The organism is Amycolatopsis sp. NPDC004772 (genome assembly GCF_053601215.1).
This window is the reverse complement of sequence record NZ_JBSGBK010000013.1, coordinates 1-15,287: the sequence shown is the minus strand read 5'-3', so window position 1 is coordinate 15,287 and position 15,287 is coordinate 1. Positions and strand designations below refer to the sequence as shown.

16 protein-coding genes are annotated in these 15,287 nt (G+C 71.2%); 6 read left to right on the top strand and 10 right to left on the bottom strand.

Going from position 1 to position 15,287, the window contains the following annotated elements; all coding sequences use genetic code 11:
* Window positions 1-23: 23 nt before the first annotated feature.
* The 3 genes from ACWEF6_RS10890 (at window position 24) to ACWEF6_RS10880 (ending at window position 3,971) form a co-directional block, all read left to right on the top strand.
* Complete coding sequence (locus ACWEF6_RS10890; protein ID WP_449682733.1) at window positions 24-2,249, top strand: molybdopterin-containing oxidoreductase family protein; 2,226 nt, start codon at window positions 24-26, stop codon at window positions 2,247-2,249.
* A gap of 109 nt (window positions 2,250-2,358) precedes the next feature.
* Complete coding sequence (locus ACWEF6_RS10885; protein WP_449682847.1) at window positions 2,359-2,874, top strand: hypothetical protein; 516 nt, start codon at window positions 2,359-2,361, stop codon at window positions 2,872-2,874.
* Window positions 2,871-3,971, top strand: a complete 1,101-nt coding sequence (locus tag ACWEF6_RS10880) for an MAB_1171c family putative transporter (RefSeq protein WP_449682732.1) — start codon at window positions 2,871-2,873, stop codon at window positions 3,969-3,971. The genes ACWEF6_RS10885 and ACWEF6_RS10880 overlap by 4 nt, the downstream gene beginning before the upstream one ends.
* On the opposite strand, the gene ACWEF6_RS10875 is transcribed toward ACWEF6_RS10880, so the two are convergent.
* The 3 genes from ACWEF6_RS10875 to rlmN are packed head-to-tail and all read right to left on the bottom strand — an operon-like array spanning window position 3,952 to window position 5,730.
* On the bottom strand, window positions 3,952-4,335 hold the full coding sequence (locus ACWEF6_RS10875; protein ID WP_449682731.1) for a hypothetical protein: 384 nt from the start codon (window positions 4,333-4,335) through the stop codon (window positions 3,952-3,954). The two genes, ACWEF6_RS10880 and ACWEF6_RS10875, sit on opposite strands and share 20 nt — an antisense overlap.
* Complete coding sequence (locus ACWEF6_RS10870; protein WP_449682730.1) at window positions 4,325-4,591, bottom strand: hypothetical protein; 267 nt, start codon at window positions 4,589-4,591, stop codon at window positions 4,325-4,327. Before ACWEF6_RS10870 ends, ACWEF6_RS10875 begins: the two co-directional genes overlap by 11 nt.
* 32 nt (window positions 4,592-4,623) lie before the next feature.
* A complete protein-coding gene (gene rlmN, locus ACWEF6_RS10865) occupies window positions 4,624-5,730 on the bottom strand; it encodes a 23S rRNA (adenine(2503)-C(2))-methyltransferase RlmN (RefSeq protein WP_310974426.1) in 1,107 nt (368 codons plus the stop codon).
* A gap of 150 nt (window positions 5,731-5,880) precedes the next feature.
* On the opposite strand from rlmN, the gene ACWEF6_RS10860 reads away from it, so the two are divergent.
* Window positions 5,881-6,453, top strand: a complete 573-nt coding sequence (locus ACWEF6_RS10860; RefSeq protein WP_449682729.1) for a hypothetical protein — start codon at window positions 5,881-5,883, stop codon at window positions 6,451-6,453.
* On the opposite strand, the gene ACWEF6_RS10855 is transcribed toward ACWEF6_RS10860, so the two are convergent.
* Both ACWEF6_RS10855 and ACWEF6_RS10850 read right to left on the bottom strand, forming a co-directional pair.
* Window positions 6,446-8,740, bottom strand: coding sequence for a transketolase-like TK C-terminal-containing protein (locus ACWEF6_RS10855; RefSeq protein WP_449682728.1), 2,295 nt, complete (start codon window positions 8,738-8,740; stop codon window positions 6,446-6,448). The two genes, ACWEF6_RS10860 and ACWEF6_RS10855, sit on opposite strands and share 8 nt — an antisense overlap.
* 107 nt (window positions 8,741-8,847) lie before the next feature.
* Complete coding sequence (locus ACWEF6_RS10850; RefSeq protein WP_310974429.1) at window positions 8,848-9,333, bottom strand: Lrp/AsnC family transcriptional regulator; 486 nt, start codon at window positions 9,331-9,333, stop codon at window positions 8,848-8,850.
* Window positions 9,334-9,437: 104 nt separating this feature from the next.
* On the opposite strand from ACWEF6_RS10850, the gene ACWEF6_RS10845 reads away from it, so the two are divergent.
* A complete protein-coding gene (locus ACWEF6_RS10845; protein ID WP_449682727.1) occupies window positions 9,438-10,055 on the top strand; it encodes a PadR family transcriptional regulator in 618 nt (205 codons plus the stop codon).
* Here ACWEF6_RS10845 and ACWEF6_RS10840 read toward each other — a convergent pair.
* The gene (locus tag ACWEF6_RS10840; protein WP_449682846.1) at window positions 9,998-10,804 is read right to left on the bottom strand and encodes a class I SAM-dependent methyltransferase; all 807 of its coding nucleotides are present in this window, start codon (window positions 10,802-10,804) and stop codon (window positions 9,998-10,000) included. The two genes, ACWEF6_RS10845 and ACWEF6_RS10840, sit on opposite strands and share 58 nt — an antisense overlap.
* Window positions 10,805-10,918: 114 nt before the next feature.
* On the opposite strand from ACWEF6_RS10840, the gene ACWEF6_RS10835 reads away from it, so the two are divergent.
* On the top strand, window positions 10,919-11,764 hold the full coding sequence (locus ACWEF6_RS10835; RefSeq protein ID WP_449682726.1) for a VOC family protein: 846 nt from the start codon (window positions 10,919-10,921) through the stop codon (window positions 11,762-11,764).
* Here the strand turns inward: ACWEF6_RS10835 and ACWEF6_RS10830 are convergent.
* The 4 genes from ACWEF6_RS10830 to tsf all read right to left on the bottom strand — a co-directional run bounded on the left by ACWEF6_RS10830 (window position 11,761) and on the right by tsf (window position 15,183).
* Window positions 11,761-12,903: a CDP-archaeol synthase gene (locus ACWEF6_RS10830; protein ID WP_449682725.1), complete on the bottom strand. Its 1,143-nt coding sequence runs from the start codon at window positions 12,901-12,903 to the stop codon at window positions 11,761-11,763. The genes ACWEF6_RS10835 and ACWEF6_RS10830 overlap by 4 nt on opposite strands.
* The gene (gene frr, locus ACWEF6_RS10825) at window positions 12,903-13,460 is read right to left on the bottom strand and encodes a ribosome recycling factor (RefSeq protein ID WP_003065592.1); all 558 of its coding nucleotides are present in this window, start codon (window positions 13,458-13,460) and stop codon (window positions 12,903-12,905) included. Before frr ends, ACWEF6_RS10830 begins: the two co-directional genes overlap by 1 nt.
* 48 nt (window positions 13,461-13,508) lie before the next feature.
* The gene (gene pyrH, locus ACWEF6_RS10820) at window positions 13,509-14,252 is read right to left on the bottom strand and encodes a UMP kinase (RefSeq protein WP_013223864.1); all 744 of its coding nucleotides are present in this window, start codon (window positions 14,250-14,252) and stop codon (window positions 13,509-13,511) included.
* 115 nt (window positions 14,253-14,367) lie between these two features.
* Window positions 14,368-15,183, bottom strand: coding sequence for a translation elongation factor Ts (gene tsf / locus ACWEF6_RS10815; RefSeq protein WP_310974433.1), 816 nt, complete (start codon window positions 15,181-15,183; stop codon window positions 14,368-14,370).
* Window positions 15,184-15,287 lie beyond the last annotated feature (104 nt).

The window sequence follows — 15,287 nt, the reverse complement described above, 5'->3', positions numbered from 1 at the left end:
CGGACGTATCGAAAGGTGCGCCGATGGCGACCGAAGTGGCGACCTTCTGCCCGCTGTGCGTGTCCCGGTGCGGAGCCACCGCCACCGTCGAGGACGGGCGCCTGCTCGCCCTGCGCCCGCTGCCCGGCCACCCCACCGGGCAGGCCCTCTGCGTCAAGGGCAAGGCCGCGCCGGAGATCGTCGAGCACCCCGGCCGGCTGCTGCACCCCCTGCGGCGGACCGCTCCGAAGGGAGCGGCCGACCCCGGCTGGGAGCGCATCGGCTGGGACGAGGCCCTGGCCACCGTCGCGACGCGGCTGACGGCGGTCGCCGCCGAGTCCGGGCCGGAAGCCGTCGTGTTCGGCAGCGCCTCGCCGTCGACGTCGGCGATGTCCGACTCGGTCGACTGGCTGACCCGGCTCCGGCGGGCCTTCGGGAGCCCGAACCTGGTCAGCTACATGGAACTATGCGGCTGGGGCCGGCACCTGGCCACCACGTACACCTGGGGCGAGCCGGTGCCCGGCGCCTACCTGCCCGATCTCGACCACGCCGGCTGCGTCCTCTACTGGGGGTACAACCCGTCGGTGTCCCGGCTCGCGCACGCCACCGCGACCACGGCGGCGCTGCGGCGGGGCGCGAAGCTCGTCGTGGTGGACCCGCGCCGGGCCGGCCTGGCGAGCAAGGCCGACCACTGGCTGCGCGTCCGGCCTGGCACGGACGCCGCCCTCGCGCTGGCGATCACCCACGAGATGATCGAAAACGGCTGGTACGACCCGGACTTCGTCGAACGCTGGACCAACGCGCCGTGGTCGGTCCGGACCGACACCGGCGACCTGCTGGCCCCCGGCACACCGGTGCCGGCCGGGGTGGCGACCCGCCGGGTCTGGGACCTCATCGCCGAAGAGTGCGCCCGGTTCGCCCCGGACGTCGCCGAGCGGATCACCGGCGTCCCCGCGGACCGGATCACCGCCGCGGCCCGGCTGCTGTGGGAGGCGCGCCCGGTCGCGTTCTACACCTGGAGCGGGCTGGAGCAGCACAGCAACGCCACGCAGACCGTCCGGGCGATCGGCCAGCTGTACGCCCTCACCGGCTGCCTCGACGTGCCCGGCGGGAACGTGCTGTTCACGTCCGTGCCGGCGAACCCGGTCGACGGACCGGCGCTCCTGCCGGACGGGCAGCGGGCCAAGGCCATCGGCGTCGGCGAACGGCCGCTCGGCCCGGCGCGGTTCGAGTACGTCACCGGCGAGGACTTCTACCGGGCGGCGCTGGACGGCGTCCCCTACCGGGCCCGGGCACTGGTCAACTTCGGCGCCAACCTGGTGCTCGCCCACGGCGACAGCGCGCGTGGCCGGGACGCCTTGCGCGCGCTGGACTTCTTCGTCCACACGGACTTGTTCATGAGCCCGACCGCGGAGCAGGCCGACATCGTGCTGCCGGCGACGAGCGCGTGGGAAGCCGAGGCCATGCGGATCGGGTTCGAGACCGGCCAGGACGCGCAAGCCACCGTCCAGCTGCGGCGTCGGCTGGTCGCCCCGCGCGGCGAAGCGCGTCCGGACCTGCGGATCATCTTCGACCTGGCCGTCGCGCTCGGGCTGGGCGAGCACTTCTTCGACGGCGACATCGAGGCGGCCTGGCGCCACCGGCTCGCCCCGAGCGGCCTGAGCCTCGACCAGCTGCGGGCCACCCCGGAGGGCATCCGCCTGCCGCTGAAGACGGTTTACCGCAAGTACGAACGGCAGGGCTTCCGGACGCCCTCCGGTGTCGTCGAGCTGTACTCCGAAACGCTGCTCCGGAAGGGCTATCCGCCGCTGCCGACCTACGACGAGCCGTCGATCGGCCCGCTGTCGCGGCCGGACCTGGCGGCCCGCTACCCGCTGGTCCTGACCTGCGCCAAGTCGCTGTTCTTCTGCGAGACCCAGCACCGCGCGATCACGAGCCTGCGCAAGTCCGCCCCCGACCCTCAGGTCGAGCTGCACCCGGACACGGCGGCGGCCCGCGGCATCTCCGCCGGCGACTGGGTGCGGCTGGAGACGCCCCGGGGCAGCGTCCGCGCGCGGGCGAAGTTCAACGTCAACCTCGACCCGGGCGTGGTGTGCGGCCAGCACGGCTGGTGGCAGCCGGCGGCGGGGCTCGGCGAGCCGGGCTACCCGGTCACCGGCGAGGGCAGCGCCAACCTCAACCTCGTGCTGAGCCAGGGACCGAGCGACCCGGTGAGCGGCAGTTCGCCGTTGCGCGCGTCGCTGTGCGAGATCGCGCTGGAGACCGGCTAGCGGCTCCGGGTCCCCAGGGCGGGCGATGATCGTCCGGGGTGCCGTCGTCTACCGTAAGGGTGGAACGGGCTACCGTCCGTGTGCTCCGACGGCGATGGCAAGGCGGCTGGTGAAGGAACGCGAGTTGCGGCGCCGCTGCAGGCGGCTGCTGAACGAACTGGGCATCCGGCCCCCGCTGGACGTCCTCGAGCTGTGCCGCAGCGTCGGCGAGCAGCGTGGCCGCCCGATCCGGCTGCTGCCGCACCGGATCCCGGTGCCGGGGCCGTTCGGCGCCTGGATCGCCACCGCCCAAGCCGACTACATCGTCTACCAGCAGGACACGAGCAAGGCCCACCAGCGCCACATCATCCTGCACGAGCTGGGCCACATGCTGGCCGGCCACGGCGCCACCGCGGAGAACCCCGACCTGGTCGCCCAGCTGGCGCCGGGCCTGGAACCGGAGGCGGTCCGGCGCGCCCTGCTCCGCACGTCCTACGACACCGACCACGAACGGGAGGCCGAGACGGTGGCGACGATCATCCTGGAGTGGGCCTCGGTCCTCGACCGGGTGGCACCGCCGTCGTCGGACGAGGGCGCCGCCCGGCGGATCGACGCGGCGCTCGACGAACGGCTGGGCTGGCTGTGAACAGCAAGGTCACGCTGATCGTGCTCCAGGGCGTCATCCTGTTCCCGGCGCTGCTGTGGAAGATCTACCAGCTGACGCGCGCACCGGGCGACATCGCGCGCTGGATGGTCACCGCGTGCCTGGCCTGCTTCGCGGCCGCGTACCCGCTGGGCCTGCTGGCGGGCGACGTCAACCAGCCGGACCCGGGGCGGATCGTGCCGCTGCTGTTCCAGCACATCTTCCTGTGCGGGCTGGTCTTTTCCCTGGCGTGTTTCTTCCTGTTCTCGGCCCTCCCGGCCGCGCGGGCCCGGCGCCGCGCGCTGCTGGAACTGATCCCGCTGGCCACGGCGATCCTGGTGATGGCCACGGTGACGGTGCTCATGCCGGACGTCCCGCCGGCGCAGTACCCCCGGGCCGCGGTATCGGTCTTCTACCTGGCGGCGGACCTGTATCTCACGTACGGCATCGCCAGCGCCTGCTTCTTCGCACGCCGCTACGCGCGCGGGGCGGCCCCGCGGCTGGCGCGGGGGTTGTCGGTGGCGTCGGTGGGTTTTGCGATCGGCGCGCTGGGCGGGGCGACCCTGATCGCGGTGGTCCTGGTCCGCTGGACGGGCGCGGCGATCCCCTGGCTGCTGGTGCAGGGCACGGTGTTCCTGGTGTTCCCGAGCGCGATCCTGCTCGTGGTGGGTCTGTCCTACCCCGGCGTCGCCACCCGCCTGGCGGCGGCCAGGGTGTGGTGGCAGCACCTGCGCACGTACCACCGCCTCCGTCCTCTGTGGACAAAGCTGCACGAGGCCTTCCCGGAGGACGCACTGAGCCGCACCCCGCGGGGCCACTGGGACACGCTGAGCGTCCTGGGCGTCCACCGCCGGTACTACCGCAGGGTGATCGAATGCCGCGACGGACTGGTCCGGATCAGCCCGTATGTGGCTCGCCTGGAAGGGCCGTTACCGGACCGGCTGACGGAGGCGTTGCGCGCCCACGCCCGCCGGGACCAGGTCCCGGAGGAGCCGATGCCGATCGCCATCCCGGACGGCGGCAGCCTGGACGAGGACGCCCGCGAGCTGGTCACGTTGTCGGAGTCCCTGGCGTCCCCGGTCAGCCGCACGGCACGGTGAGTTCCGCGCCGTTGGCGGTGTAGGTGGTGATCGCCGTCCCCTGGCACACGTACTGCACGACACCCTTGCCGCTGGCCACGACCTGCGCGCCACCGTCGGCAAGCCGCGAAATCGAGACGGGCAACGGGATGATGGGCCCGAGCGGGAAGTAGGAATACTGGTTGACCGCGGTCAGCGTGGTCCCGCTGAAGGTGAAGCTCCGGATCGGGCCACTGACGGCGTGCGCGGGAGCAACCCCGGCACCGCTCAGTGCGACAACCCCGACGGCGACCGTGGCGTATCGAGCAATCCGATGCGGAATGCCTACCGTTCTAACACCGCGGCCGCAGGGTGTCTGCCGCCATTCGTGCCGGTCAGCGGGCAAGCCACGGAGCGAGCAGCTTCTCCAGATCGGCATCCGAAAGCGCCCGCGGGCCGCCGTGGAACTCGTGCCACCGCGAAGCGTCGCGCGCCGCGTTGTACTCGACCTCGTACGCCCGCATCAGGACGTACATGAACGTCACCGAGCTGAACCGCTCACCGAGCAGCGTCCGCGCCTGGCGGGCGACGTCCGTGGCGCCGGTGAAGTCCGACAGTTTCAACGATTCCGCAGCCGGGTCCAGCAGGCTGGGCGCATACATCACGACGATTTCTCCATAACCGAAACGAAAACTCAGCCTTCGGCAGCAAGCTGCCCGCAGGCGGCGGCGATCTCCTGGCCGCGCGTGTCACGCACCGTGCACGCTACTCCCCCGGCGTTCACCAGCCGCACGAACTCCCGCTCCACCGGCTTCGGCGACGCATCCCACTTGCTGCCCGGCGTCGGGTTCAGCGGGATCACGTTCACGTGCACCAGCTGCCCCAGGTGCTGCCGCAACCGCTTCGCGAGCAGCTCGGCCCGCCACGGCTGGTCGTTGATGTCCCGGATCAGCGCGTACTCGATCGACACCCGGCGACCGGAGGTATCGGCGTAGTACCGCGCCGCCGAAAGCACCTCGTCCACCGACCACCGGTTGTTCACCGGCACCAGCGTGTCCCGCAGTTCGTCGTCCGGCGTGTGCAGCGACACCGCCAGCCGCACCTGCATCTTCTCGTCCGCCAGCTTGCGAATCGCCGGCGCCAGACCCACCGTCGACACCGTCACCGAACGCTGCCCGATCCCCAGCCCACCGGGAGCGGGATCGGTGATCCGCCGCACCGCAGCCACCACCCGCTTGTAGTTGGCCAGCGGCTCGCCCATCCCCATGAAGACGATGTTCGACAGCCGGCCGGGCCCGCCGGGCATCGTGCCGTCGCGCATGACCGCCGCCGCCGAACGGACCTGGTCGACGATCTCCGCCGTCGACAGGTTGCGGTCCAGGCCGCCCTGGCCCGTCGCGCAGAACGGGCACGCCATGCCGCAGCCCGCCTGGCTGGAAATGCACAGCGTCGCGCGGTCCGGGTACCGCATCAGGACGCTCTCCAGGAGCGTGCCGTCGTGGGCGCGCCACAGCGTTTTGCGCGTCGCGCCGTTGTCGGCCGCCAGGGCGCGGACCTCGGTCAGCAGCGTCGGCATCAGCGACTCTACGAGCCGCGCGCGCGAAGCCGCCGGGATGTCCGTCATCTCCTCCGGGTCCACGGTCAGGCGGGAGAAGTAGTGGTTCGACAGCTGCTTCGCGCGGAACGGCTTCTCCCCCAGCTCGGCGACGGCATCCGCACGCTCGGACACCGAAAGGTCGGCGAGGTGGCGCGGCGGCAGGCCGCGCTTGGGCGCGTCGAAGACGAGGGGAAGGGCAGTCATAACCGGACCAGTGTCCCACGCGCCCGCCGGGGCTGCCCGTGGCGCCCCCACCAGGTGTACCCCAGGTCACGGGCCGCCCCCGGTCGGCGGGGCCGGATCACCCACAGGGATGATCCACCGTGCACCGCGTCCGACGAGAGAGGTGAGCGCGTGTCCCTCCGGCACCTTGTCCTGGTTGTCGCCCTCACCCTGGGCGTCGCCGCCTGCAGCACCCCGGCGGAGAACGTGCCCGCGAAGCCGAGCGGGCCGCAGGCGAACGTCGGCGCCCTGCACCTGCCTCTGCCGGCGGGCGCGACCTACACCGAGCACAGCCCGGACGGCCTGCTCGACGGCTGCATCGCCGAAGGCACCGCGGTCTGCGAAGCGCGCGTTCTGGACCTGCGCAAGACGGACCCCGATGCCCCGATCAACCCGCCGAGCACGAAGCGGCCCTTCGGCTGGTACACCGGCACCGATCTGCCGACCTGCATCACGCCCGCTTCGCCGCCCGGGAAGGCCTCGGGCGCCAAGGACAGCAAGCTCCTCGACTCCGGCTTCGCGCCGATCGGGCCCAAGAAGGCCGAGTACGGCCGCTGGCAGGTCACCTGCGAGAACTCGGCGCAGAACAACCAGGTCCGGATGTGGTGGCTGCCGACGAGCAAGGTCCTGGTCGTCCAGTACGGGTCCTTCCCCGGCTGGGACGCCAAGATGGACACCCTGCTCGCCGGCGCCACCTTCAGCTGACGGCGTCGAGTGCGGCCCGGATGATCGCGTCCGTGTCGATGCCGTGGTAGCGGTAGACGTCCTCCAGCGACCCCGACTGCCCGAAGCCGGTGACGCCGAGCGCGACCGACGGCACCCGGTTGATCCCGGCCAGGAACGCCAGCGTGTGCGGATGCCCGTCGAGCACCGTGACCAGCGGCTTGGCGCGCGAAGCCGGGAAGACCTGGTCCAGGATCCACGACTCGGCGCCGCCCCGGCCCGACCGCGCCTGGAGAGCCTCGAACAACAGGCCCGGGCTGGTCACGCAGACGACGTCCGCCTCGACGCCGACCTGCGCCAGCCGCTCGGCCGCCGCCAAGGTGTCCGGCACCAGCGCACCCATCGCGGCGAGCGTGACGGCAGGTGAAGCGGCGCGCCGCAGCAGGTACGCGCCCGCCACGACCTGACGGCGACGGCGTTCGCGCGCGGCCGGGTCGGCGGGCACCGCGGCGAGGGTCTGGTCGACCGGGCGCGTCGAGAGCCGGAAGTACGACGACGTCCCGCCCGGCTTGCCGAGCCGGCCGAGCGCGGCCAGCAGCGTCCACTCGGTGTCGATCGCGAACGCCGGTTCGTAGCTGACGCAGCCGGGCTGCTCGATGCCGATCGACGGCGTGGTGATCGACTGGTGCGCGCCGCCTTCCGGGGCGAGCGTGACACCGGACGGCGTCCCGATCAGGATCGACTGCCCGCCCGCGTAGATGCCGAACGACCACGGTTCCAGCGCGCGCTCGACGAACGGGTCGTACATGACGCCGATGGGCAGCAGCGGCTCGCCCCAGCGGCTCCAGGTCGCGCCGAGCTCGCCCAGGAGGCCGACCAGGTTCGTCTCGGCGATGCCCAGCTCGACGTGCTGGCCGGTCGGCTTCTCCCGCCAGTGCATGATCGTCTCGGGGTCGTCCTCGAACCAGTCGCGGCGCTCGGTCGCCGACCAGACGCCGACCTTGTTGACCCAGCCGCCGAGGTTGGTCGTCGAGCTGACGTCGGGGCTGACCGTCACCACGCGCTTCGCCGCTTCGGGCGCTTCGCGCGTCAGGTCGAGCAAGACGCGCCCGAGCGCTGCCTGCGTCGTCGCGGTCCCGGACGGTGTACGTCCGATGTCGACCGGCAAGTCCAGAGAAGACGCCGAAGGAACGTCCGGACGGCGAAGGCGCGAAGCGACTTCAGCGCACAACGCCGCTTCGGGCGACCCGGCAGCGAAGCCCTCCCACGGCGAAGCGAGGTCCGTACCCAGCGAAGCAGCCAGCTCTTCCATCTGGGCCACGGTCAGCAGCGAGGAGTGGTTCTGCGGGTGCCCCTGCGTGGGCAGGCCGCGACCTTTGACGGTGTAACAGAAGATCACCGTCGGCCGGTCGTCCGCAATGGACGCGAAGACCTCGTCGAGCGAGCCGAGGTCGTGGCCGCCGAGGTTCCGGATCGCCGCCAGCAGCGTCTCGTCGTCCAGCGAGGCGACCAGCTCACCCAAAGCGGCGTTCCCCGCGGGCAGCCGGTCGCGCACCTGGGCGGCGTCGCAGCGCAGCAGCCGCTGGTACTCGGGATTCGGCATGCCGTCGATGCGGGCGCGCAGCTCGGCGCCGCCGGGCCGGGTGAACAGCTCCTCCAGCAGCCGCCCGTACTTCAGGGTCAGCACCTGCCAGCCGGAGGCATCGAACATGCCCTGCAGCCGCCCGGCCGCGATGTTCGGGACCACCCGGTCGAGCGACTGGCGGTTGAGGTCGACGATCCAGACGATCTCGCCCAGCTCGGCGACGGCCGGGTCGAGGATGGCCTCCCAGATCGCGCCTTCGTCGAGTTCGGCGTCGCCGACCAGCGAGTACTGCCGTCCGGTGCCGGCCGCCGAACCGCGGGTCGTCAGGTAGCGGCGGGCCAGCGCACCCCAGATCGGGGCAGTGGCGCCGATGCCGACCGAGCCGGTCGAGTAGTCGACGGGGTCCGGGTCCTTGGCGCGGCTCGGGTAGCTCTGCAGGCCGCCGAACTCGCGCAGCGTCGGCAGGTAGGCCTCGTCGAGCTCGCCGAGCAGGTAGTTGATCGCGTGGAGCACCGGCGACGCGTGCGGCTTCACCGAGACGCGGTCTTCGGGACGCAGGTGCCGGAACCACAGCGACGTCATGATCGAGACCAGCGACGCGCACGACGCCTGGTGCCCGCCCACCTTGAGCCCGGACGGGTTCGGCCGGACCCGATTGGCCTGGTGCACGATCGCGGTGGCGAGCCAGAGGACCCGCTGCTCGATCGCGGTGAGCGCCGGGGCGGTCACGGGGGCATGGGTCATCGTCGACACCTTTCGTGCAGGAAGCGCACACCAGGACAGCACTGGTGGACGCATCGCACAACCGATGCCGCCGCAGGTGCGCAGAATGCGCACCGGATCCCGAGGGCTCAGGCCTCCGGCTGCGCAGAATGCACGCGCTCCAGCAGGGGCGCCAGCCGGTACGGGACGAGCTCGCGCATGACGAGCGAGATGTTCGTCCGCTCGACGCCGGGCGAGGCCAGGATGTGCCCGGCGATCCGGTACAGGTCGTCGGCGTCGACGGCGACCACCTGCACCATCAGGTCGCTCGCCCCGGTCAGCCCGCACACCTCGGTGACCTCGGGGATCGCGGCGAGGGCGGTGCCGATCTCGGCGAGGCGCCGCTGATCGACCTGCGCGTTGACGAACGCCCGCAGCGGGTAGCCCAGCCGCGCCGGATCGATCCGGCGCTCGAACGACCTCAGGACGCCGCGCTGCTCCAGCCGCACGAGCCGGGCCTGCACCGTGTTGCGGGACAGGCCCAGCCGCTCGGCCAGCGCGACCGCCGTGGACCGCGGGTCCTCTCCCAGCGCCTGGAGCAGGCGCGCGTCGATCTCGTCGATGGTTTCCGGCACCCGCCGATCTTCCCAGGTGACCGGCGTCACCGAAGACCGGTTGCCAGGCGACCGTTTCCGATATATCGTGAACGTGTCGCAACAGTTCGAGAAAGGAACATGACATGCGTAGGCAACGACACCCCTTCGCTCACGAACGTGGGCGCGCACCTTTCGGGCCCTTCGGTGGTTTCGGCGAATTCCCCCCGGGCTTCGGCCCCGGTGGACGCGGTCGCGGCCACGGCCCGCACCGGCGGGGTCACGGCGGACGGCGCAGCCGCCGCGGTGACGTCCGCGCCGCGATCCTGGCGCTGCTCGCCGAGCAGCCCCGGCACGGCTACGAGATCATCCGCGAGATCGGCGAACGCTCCGGCGGCTTCTGGCGCCCGAGCCCGGGCTCGGTCTACCCGACGCTGCAGATGCTGGCCGACGAAGGCCTGGTGATCAGCAAGGACGAGAACGGCAAGAAGCTGTTCGAGCTGACCGACGCCGGCCGCACCGCCGCGGAAGAGCAGGACAGCACCCCGCCGTGGGAGCAGATCGCGCAGGACGTCGACCCGGTCGAGGTCGGGCTCGCGAAGGCGGGCAAGAACCTGGCCGCCGCCGTCGTGCAGATCATGCGCGCGGGCTCCGAGAGCCAGCAGGCCCGCGCGGCCGAGGTCCTCAACGACGCCCGGCGCTCGCTCTACGGCATCCTCGGCGAGGACGAGGACGAGTCCGCTTCGCCGGAGAAGGCGGAGTGACCAGGCAGGACGAGGCCGGTGGGCTTGACCCGCGCGTGGACGCGGTAGCCCACCGGCAACGTCAGGTCCTCGGCGCGATTCCCGTTACGCTGCAAGGACTCCGCGATCGCCTGTTCGGCGACCGGCCGGCTGAACTCGATCTTCAGCACCGCTTCGAGGTCCGCGGCGGTCGCGAAACGCCATTCGGTCGCGACGCGGCGGCAGCCGAACCCGGCCCGGGCGAAGAACCGTTCCACGGCGCCCGGGTCGTAGTGCGGTAGGTCGGCGCGCATCCAGCGGCCGTAGGGCTCGCTGGTGACGTCCAGGTCGACGATCAGGATCGCGCCGCCCGGCCGCAGCACCCGCTCCGCCTCCGCCAGCCCGGGCTCGCAGCCAGGCCCGAAGAAGTACGCCGTGCGCGCGTGGACGATGTCGACACTCGCGCTGCGGACCGGCAGCCGCTGCGCGCGGCCCATCCGGACGTCCACGTTCGACAGTCCCTCGATGCGCTTCAGCGCGCTCCGCACCAACGGCTCGTGTGGCTCCACTCCGAGTACCGAGCGCGCGTCCCGGGCGAAGCGCGGCAAGTGAAACCCGTCACCACAGCCGACGTCCAGCACGTCCAGACCGGCCCAGTCGTGCTCCTCCCGCAGCACCCGCCAGATCTCCCCGCCGCTGTCCTGCGCGCGGTTCTCCAGCTCGTAATCGGCCTGGTAGTACCAGATGTTGGGGCTCGGCACGACCTCCGTGCGCCGCGACGACCACCGCACCCCCGCTGCTCCTTCCGGGTCCTCGTCGCCGGGCCGTGCCCGCACGGTGGCGAATTCTTGGCGGAAAACTCACGGATCACGCCTAGAATCCGGTGGGTATCGGGAGGAGCACCCATGGCAATCGGCCCGTCCAGTACCCCGTCCCCGGTCCCGGCCGGAATTCCGTGCTGGATCGAGCTGGCCTGCCGGGAGCAGGCCGTGGCGGAAAGATTCTACGGTGCCCTCTTCGGCTGGGAGTACACCACTCAGCGAGATCCGGCCACGTCCGACGGCCGCTACTCCATCGGCGCGCTCAACGGCCTCCCGGTCGGCGGGCTCTACCGCGCGGTCCAGGGCGCGCCGCTGGGGTGGATGCCGCACATTTCCGTGCCGCACACCGCGAGCGCGGCCGAGTGGGTGGAGCACCTCGGCGGGCGGATCACGCTCGGGCCGGTGGCCATCCCGGACCGCGGCACGATCATGCACGCCCTCGACGCGTGCGGCGCGCCGGTGGTGTTCTGGGAGGTGCCGCCGAACTGGGAGTTCGTCACCGGCATCCCGAACACCTTCAGCGGCGCGGACCTCAACACCCACGACGGCGTCGCGGCGGATCACTTCTACACCAAGCTGTTCACCTACGGCAGCCATCAGATCGGCGACGGCGAGATGCTGGACTACGTCGAATGGCTCATCGAGCACGAGCCGGTGCTGTACCGGTACGTGATGGGTTCGGAGTACAGCCGCGACACCCCGCCGCACTGGCTCGTGTACTTCGACATCGACCCGGCCCGCGGGGTCGACGCGGTCGCGGGCGAAGCGATCATGCACGGCGGCACGGTGGTGATCCAGCCGTACGACACGCCGTTCGGCCGGATGTCGATCCTCGCCGACCCCGAGGGAGCGGTGTTCGCGGTGATCGACCACTCGCGCGTCACCGAAGGCTGGGGCCGCGCGGAGGTCGACGACCCCTACGACGACTAGACCGGCACGAACGCCGAAAGCAGCAGCCAGGACACGACGGCCGACGGCAGCAGCGAGTCGAGCCGGTCCATGATCCCGCCGTGCCCGGGCAGCAGCGTGCCCATGTCCTTGACGCCGAGATCGCGCTTGATCAGCGACTCCACGAGGTCGCCCAAGGTCGCGGTCAGCACGATGGCCACACCGAAGATCACGCCCTGCCAGACGTGGCCGTCGAGCAGCAGGCTGAGGGTGAGCGCTCCGGCGACGACGCCGCCGATCACCGAGCCGGCGAAGCCTTCCCAAGTCTTCTTCGGGCTGATGGTCGGCGCCATCGGGTGCTTGCCGCCGAGAACGCCGGCGATGTAGCCACCGGTGTCCGACGCGACGACGCCGATCAGGAAGGTGAGCACCCGTCCGACGCCGTCCTCCGGCGGCACGAGCATCGCCGCGAAGGCTCCGAAGAGCGGCAGGTACGCGGCGGCGAAGGTGGACGCGCTGATGTCGCGCAGGTAGCCCTTCGCCCCACCGGGCAGCCGCCAGAGCAGGCAGGCGAGCACGGTGAGGACGAACGCGGTGAGCGCGCCTTCCCGCCCGAACGGCCAGGCGAGCCAGATCATCGCCTGCCCGCCGACGAGCACCGGGATCATCGCGACCCGGATGTCGGCGACCCGGCGCAGCACCCCGGCGAATTCGAAGGTGCCGACCGCGATCGCGATCGCGATGATCCCGATGAAGAGGTAGCGAACGGTGAGCAGCGAAACGATGATCGCGGCCCCGAGCAGAAGGGCGACCCCGATGGCCGCGGGCAGGTTCCGCCCGGCCTTGGAGGCCTTCTTGACCGCCTCGGGCGGCGCCGGCGTGTCCGACGCCCCCGTCTCCGGGTCCGCGGGAGTGCCGTCGGCCGAGGCCGCAGGCGCTTCCGCAGCGGTGGTCCCGGCGGCCGACAACCGAGCCGGTTCGCCGGCCTCCGAAGTCTCCGGCACGACCGGCGTCCCCGCGGCCCGGCCGGTTTCCGAGGTCGCCGAAGCCCCGCCCTCGCCCGGGAAGTCCGGCGTGGCCGGGGGGCCGGCTTCGCCCGGCTCCGGCGTCCCGGGCGCGGCCGCCGGCTGTGCTCCGGTGGCGTCCACCCGGTCCTCGCGTTCCTCGCTCACCTGTGCCATCAGACCTCGAGCAGCTCGGCTTCCTTGTGCTTGACCAGCTCGTCGACCTTGTGCACGTAGGTGTCGGTCAGGTTCTGCAGTTCCTTCTCCGCGCGCGCGACGTCGTCTTCACCGGCCTCGCCGTCCTTGGCGATGCGGTCCAGCTCGTCCTTGGCCTTGCGGCGGACGCTGCGGATCGAGACCCGGGCGTCCTCGCCCTTGCCCTTCGCGACCTTCACCATCTCCTTGCGCCGCTCCTCGGTGAGCTGCGGGATGACGATGCGGATGACCTGCCCGTCGTTGCTCGGGTTGACCCCGAGGTCCGACTCCCGGATCGCCTTCTCGATCGCGCCGAGCTGCGACTGGTCGTACGGCTTGATGAGCGCCATCCGCGCTTCCGGCACATTCACGCTGGCCAGCTGGTTCAGCGGGGTCGGCGAGCCGTAGTACTCGACGACGATCCGCGAGAACATCGCCGACGAAGCCCGGCCGGTGCGAACCGACTGCAGCTCGTCCTTGGCGACGGACACCGCTTTTTCCATCTTCTCCTCGGCATCGAGGAGGGTCTCGTCGATCACGGTCACTCCCGTAGTTGTGATGGGTGGCGCTTGCTGATCCCAGCAGGTCTAGGCCGGCACCCCGGCAGTGGGGGTGCTGACCAACGTGCCGATTCTTTCACCACTCACCGCGCGGGCGATGTTCCCCTCGGTGAGCAGGTTGAACACGATGATCGGCATGTTGTTGTCCATGCAGAGGCTGAACGCCGTCGCGTCGGCGACCTTGAGGTCCCGCTCCAGCACCTCGCGGTGGGTGATCTCGCGGAACATCTCGGCGGTGGGGTCGGCCTTCGGGTCCGCGGTGTAGACGCCGTCGACGGCCTTCGCCATCAGTACGGCTTCGCAGCCCAGCTCGAGCGCCCGCTGCGCGGCCGCGGTGTCGGTGGAGAAGTACGGCATGCCGACCCCGGCGCCGAAGATCACGACGCGGCCCTTCTCCAGGTGCCGCTCGGCGCGGCGCGGGATGTAGGGCTCGGCGACCTGGCCCATCGTGATGGCGGTCTGCACGCGGGTGGGCAGGCCCTCCTTCTCCAGGAAGTCCTGCAGTGCCAGGCAGTTCATCACGGTGCCCAGCATCGCCATGTAGTCGGCGCGGTCGCGGTCCATGCCGCGCTGCGACAACTCGGCGCCGCGGAAGTAGTTGCCGCCGCCGATCACGACCGCGACCTGGACACCGGTGCGGGCGACGTCGGCGATCTGCTGCGCGACCGAGTGCACGACGTCGGGATCGACGCCGATCGAACCACCGCCGAACATCTCGCCGCCCAGTTTCAGCAGCACCCGCCGGTAGCCACCTTCGACCCGGTCACCCATCTATGTCGCCTCCTAGGCCTCTCGACCTGTTTTTGTCATATCCAGACCTGACAGTGCCCCGTCCCCGATTGGACGGAGACGGGGCACTGGGTGAAACCTACGCCCGGACCTGGCCTCAGGCCTGGCCGACCTCGAAGCGCGCGAACTTGGTCAGCGTCACGCCGGCCTCGTCCAGCAGGGCCTTCACGGTCTTCTTGTTGTCCTTGACCGACGGCTGCTCGAGCAGCACGTTGTCCTTGTAGTAGGCGTTGACCTTGCCCTCGATGATCTTCGGCATGGCCTGCTCCGGCTTGCCTTCCTCGCGGGCGGTCTGCTCGGCGATGCGGCGCTCGTTCTCGACGATGTCGGCCGGCACCTCGTCGCGGGTCAGGTACTTCGCGCGCAGCGCGGCGACCTGCATGGCAGCCCCGCGGGCGGCCTCGGCGTCGTCACCGGTGAACTCGACGAGCACACCGACGGCCGGCGGCAGGTCGGAGCCGCGGCGGTGCAGGTAGGTCGCGGTCTGGCCCTCGAAGGCCACGACGCGGCGCAGCTCGAGCTTCTCGCCGATGCGGGCGGACAGCTCCTGGACGACCTCGTTGACGGTCTTGCCGTCGAGCTCGGCACCCTTGAGCGCCTCGACGTCGGAGGTCTTGAGCGACTTCGCGACCTCGACGATCTTCGCGGCGAGCGCCTGGAAGTCGGCGTTCTTCGCGACGAAGTCGGTCTCGGAGTCGAGCTCGATGAGGACGCCGCCGTCGCCGGTGACCAGGCCCTCGGCGGTGGCGCGCTCGGCACGCTTGCCGACGTCCTTGGCGCCCTTGATCCGGAGGAACTCGACGGCCTTGTCGAAGTCGCCGCCGTTCTCCTCGAGGGCCTTCTTGCAGTCCATCATGCCGGCGCCGGTCATCTCGCGCAGGCGCTTCACGTCAGCGGCGGTGTAGTTCGCCATTCTGGTAAATCCGTCCTTTGCAGGAAATCTGTGGGTTGCTACACCCGTGCGGCCGGGCCCCGGGGGGCGGGCGCCCCGGGGGGGGGGGGAGACGGGGGGGGGAT

Bases quoted from the DNA above. Each gene is read 5' to 3' on its own strand.
- ACWEF6_RS10845 (WP_449682727.1), top strand. From the start codon at position 9,438: ATGCGTAGGCAACGACACCCCTTCGCTCACGAACGTGGGCGCGCACCT.
- tsf (WP_310974433.1), bottom strand. From the start codon at position 15,183: ATGGCGAACTACACCGCCGCTGACGTGAAGCGCCTGCGCGAGATGACC.
- rlmN (WP_310974426.1), bottom strand. From the start codon at position 5,730: ATGACTGCCCTTCCCCTCGTCTTCGACGCGCCCAAGCGCGGCCTGCCG.
- ACWEF6_RS10835 (WP_449682726.1), top strand. From the start codon at position 10,919: ATGGCAATCGGCCCGTCCAGTACCCCGTCCCCGGTCCCGGCCGGAATT.
- ACWEF6_RS10890 (WP_449682733.1), top strand. From the start codon at position 24: ATGGCGACCGAAGTGGCGACCTTCTGCCCGCTGTGCGTGTCCCGGTGC.
- ACWEF6_RS10830 (WP_449682725.1), bottom strand. From the start codon at position 12,903: ATGGCACAGGTGAGCGAGGAACGCGAGGACCGGGTGGACGCCACCGGA.
- pyrH (WP_013223864.1), bottom strand. From the start codon at position 14,252: ATGGGTGACCGGGTCGAAGGTGGCTACCGGCGGGTGCTGCTGAAACTG.
- ACWEF6_RS10870 (WP_449682730.1), bottom strand. From the start codon at position 4,591: ATGTATGCGCCCAGCCTGCTGGACCCGGCTGCGGAATCGTTGAAACTG.
- ACWEF6_RS10855 (WP_449682728.1), bottom strand. From the start codon at position 8,740: ATGACCCATGCCCCCGTGACCGCCCCGGCGCTCACCGCGATCGAGCAG.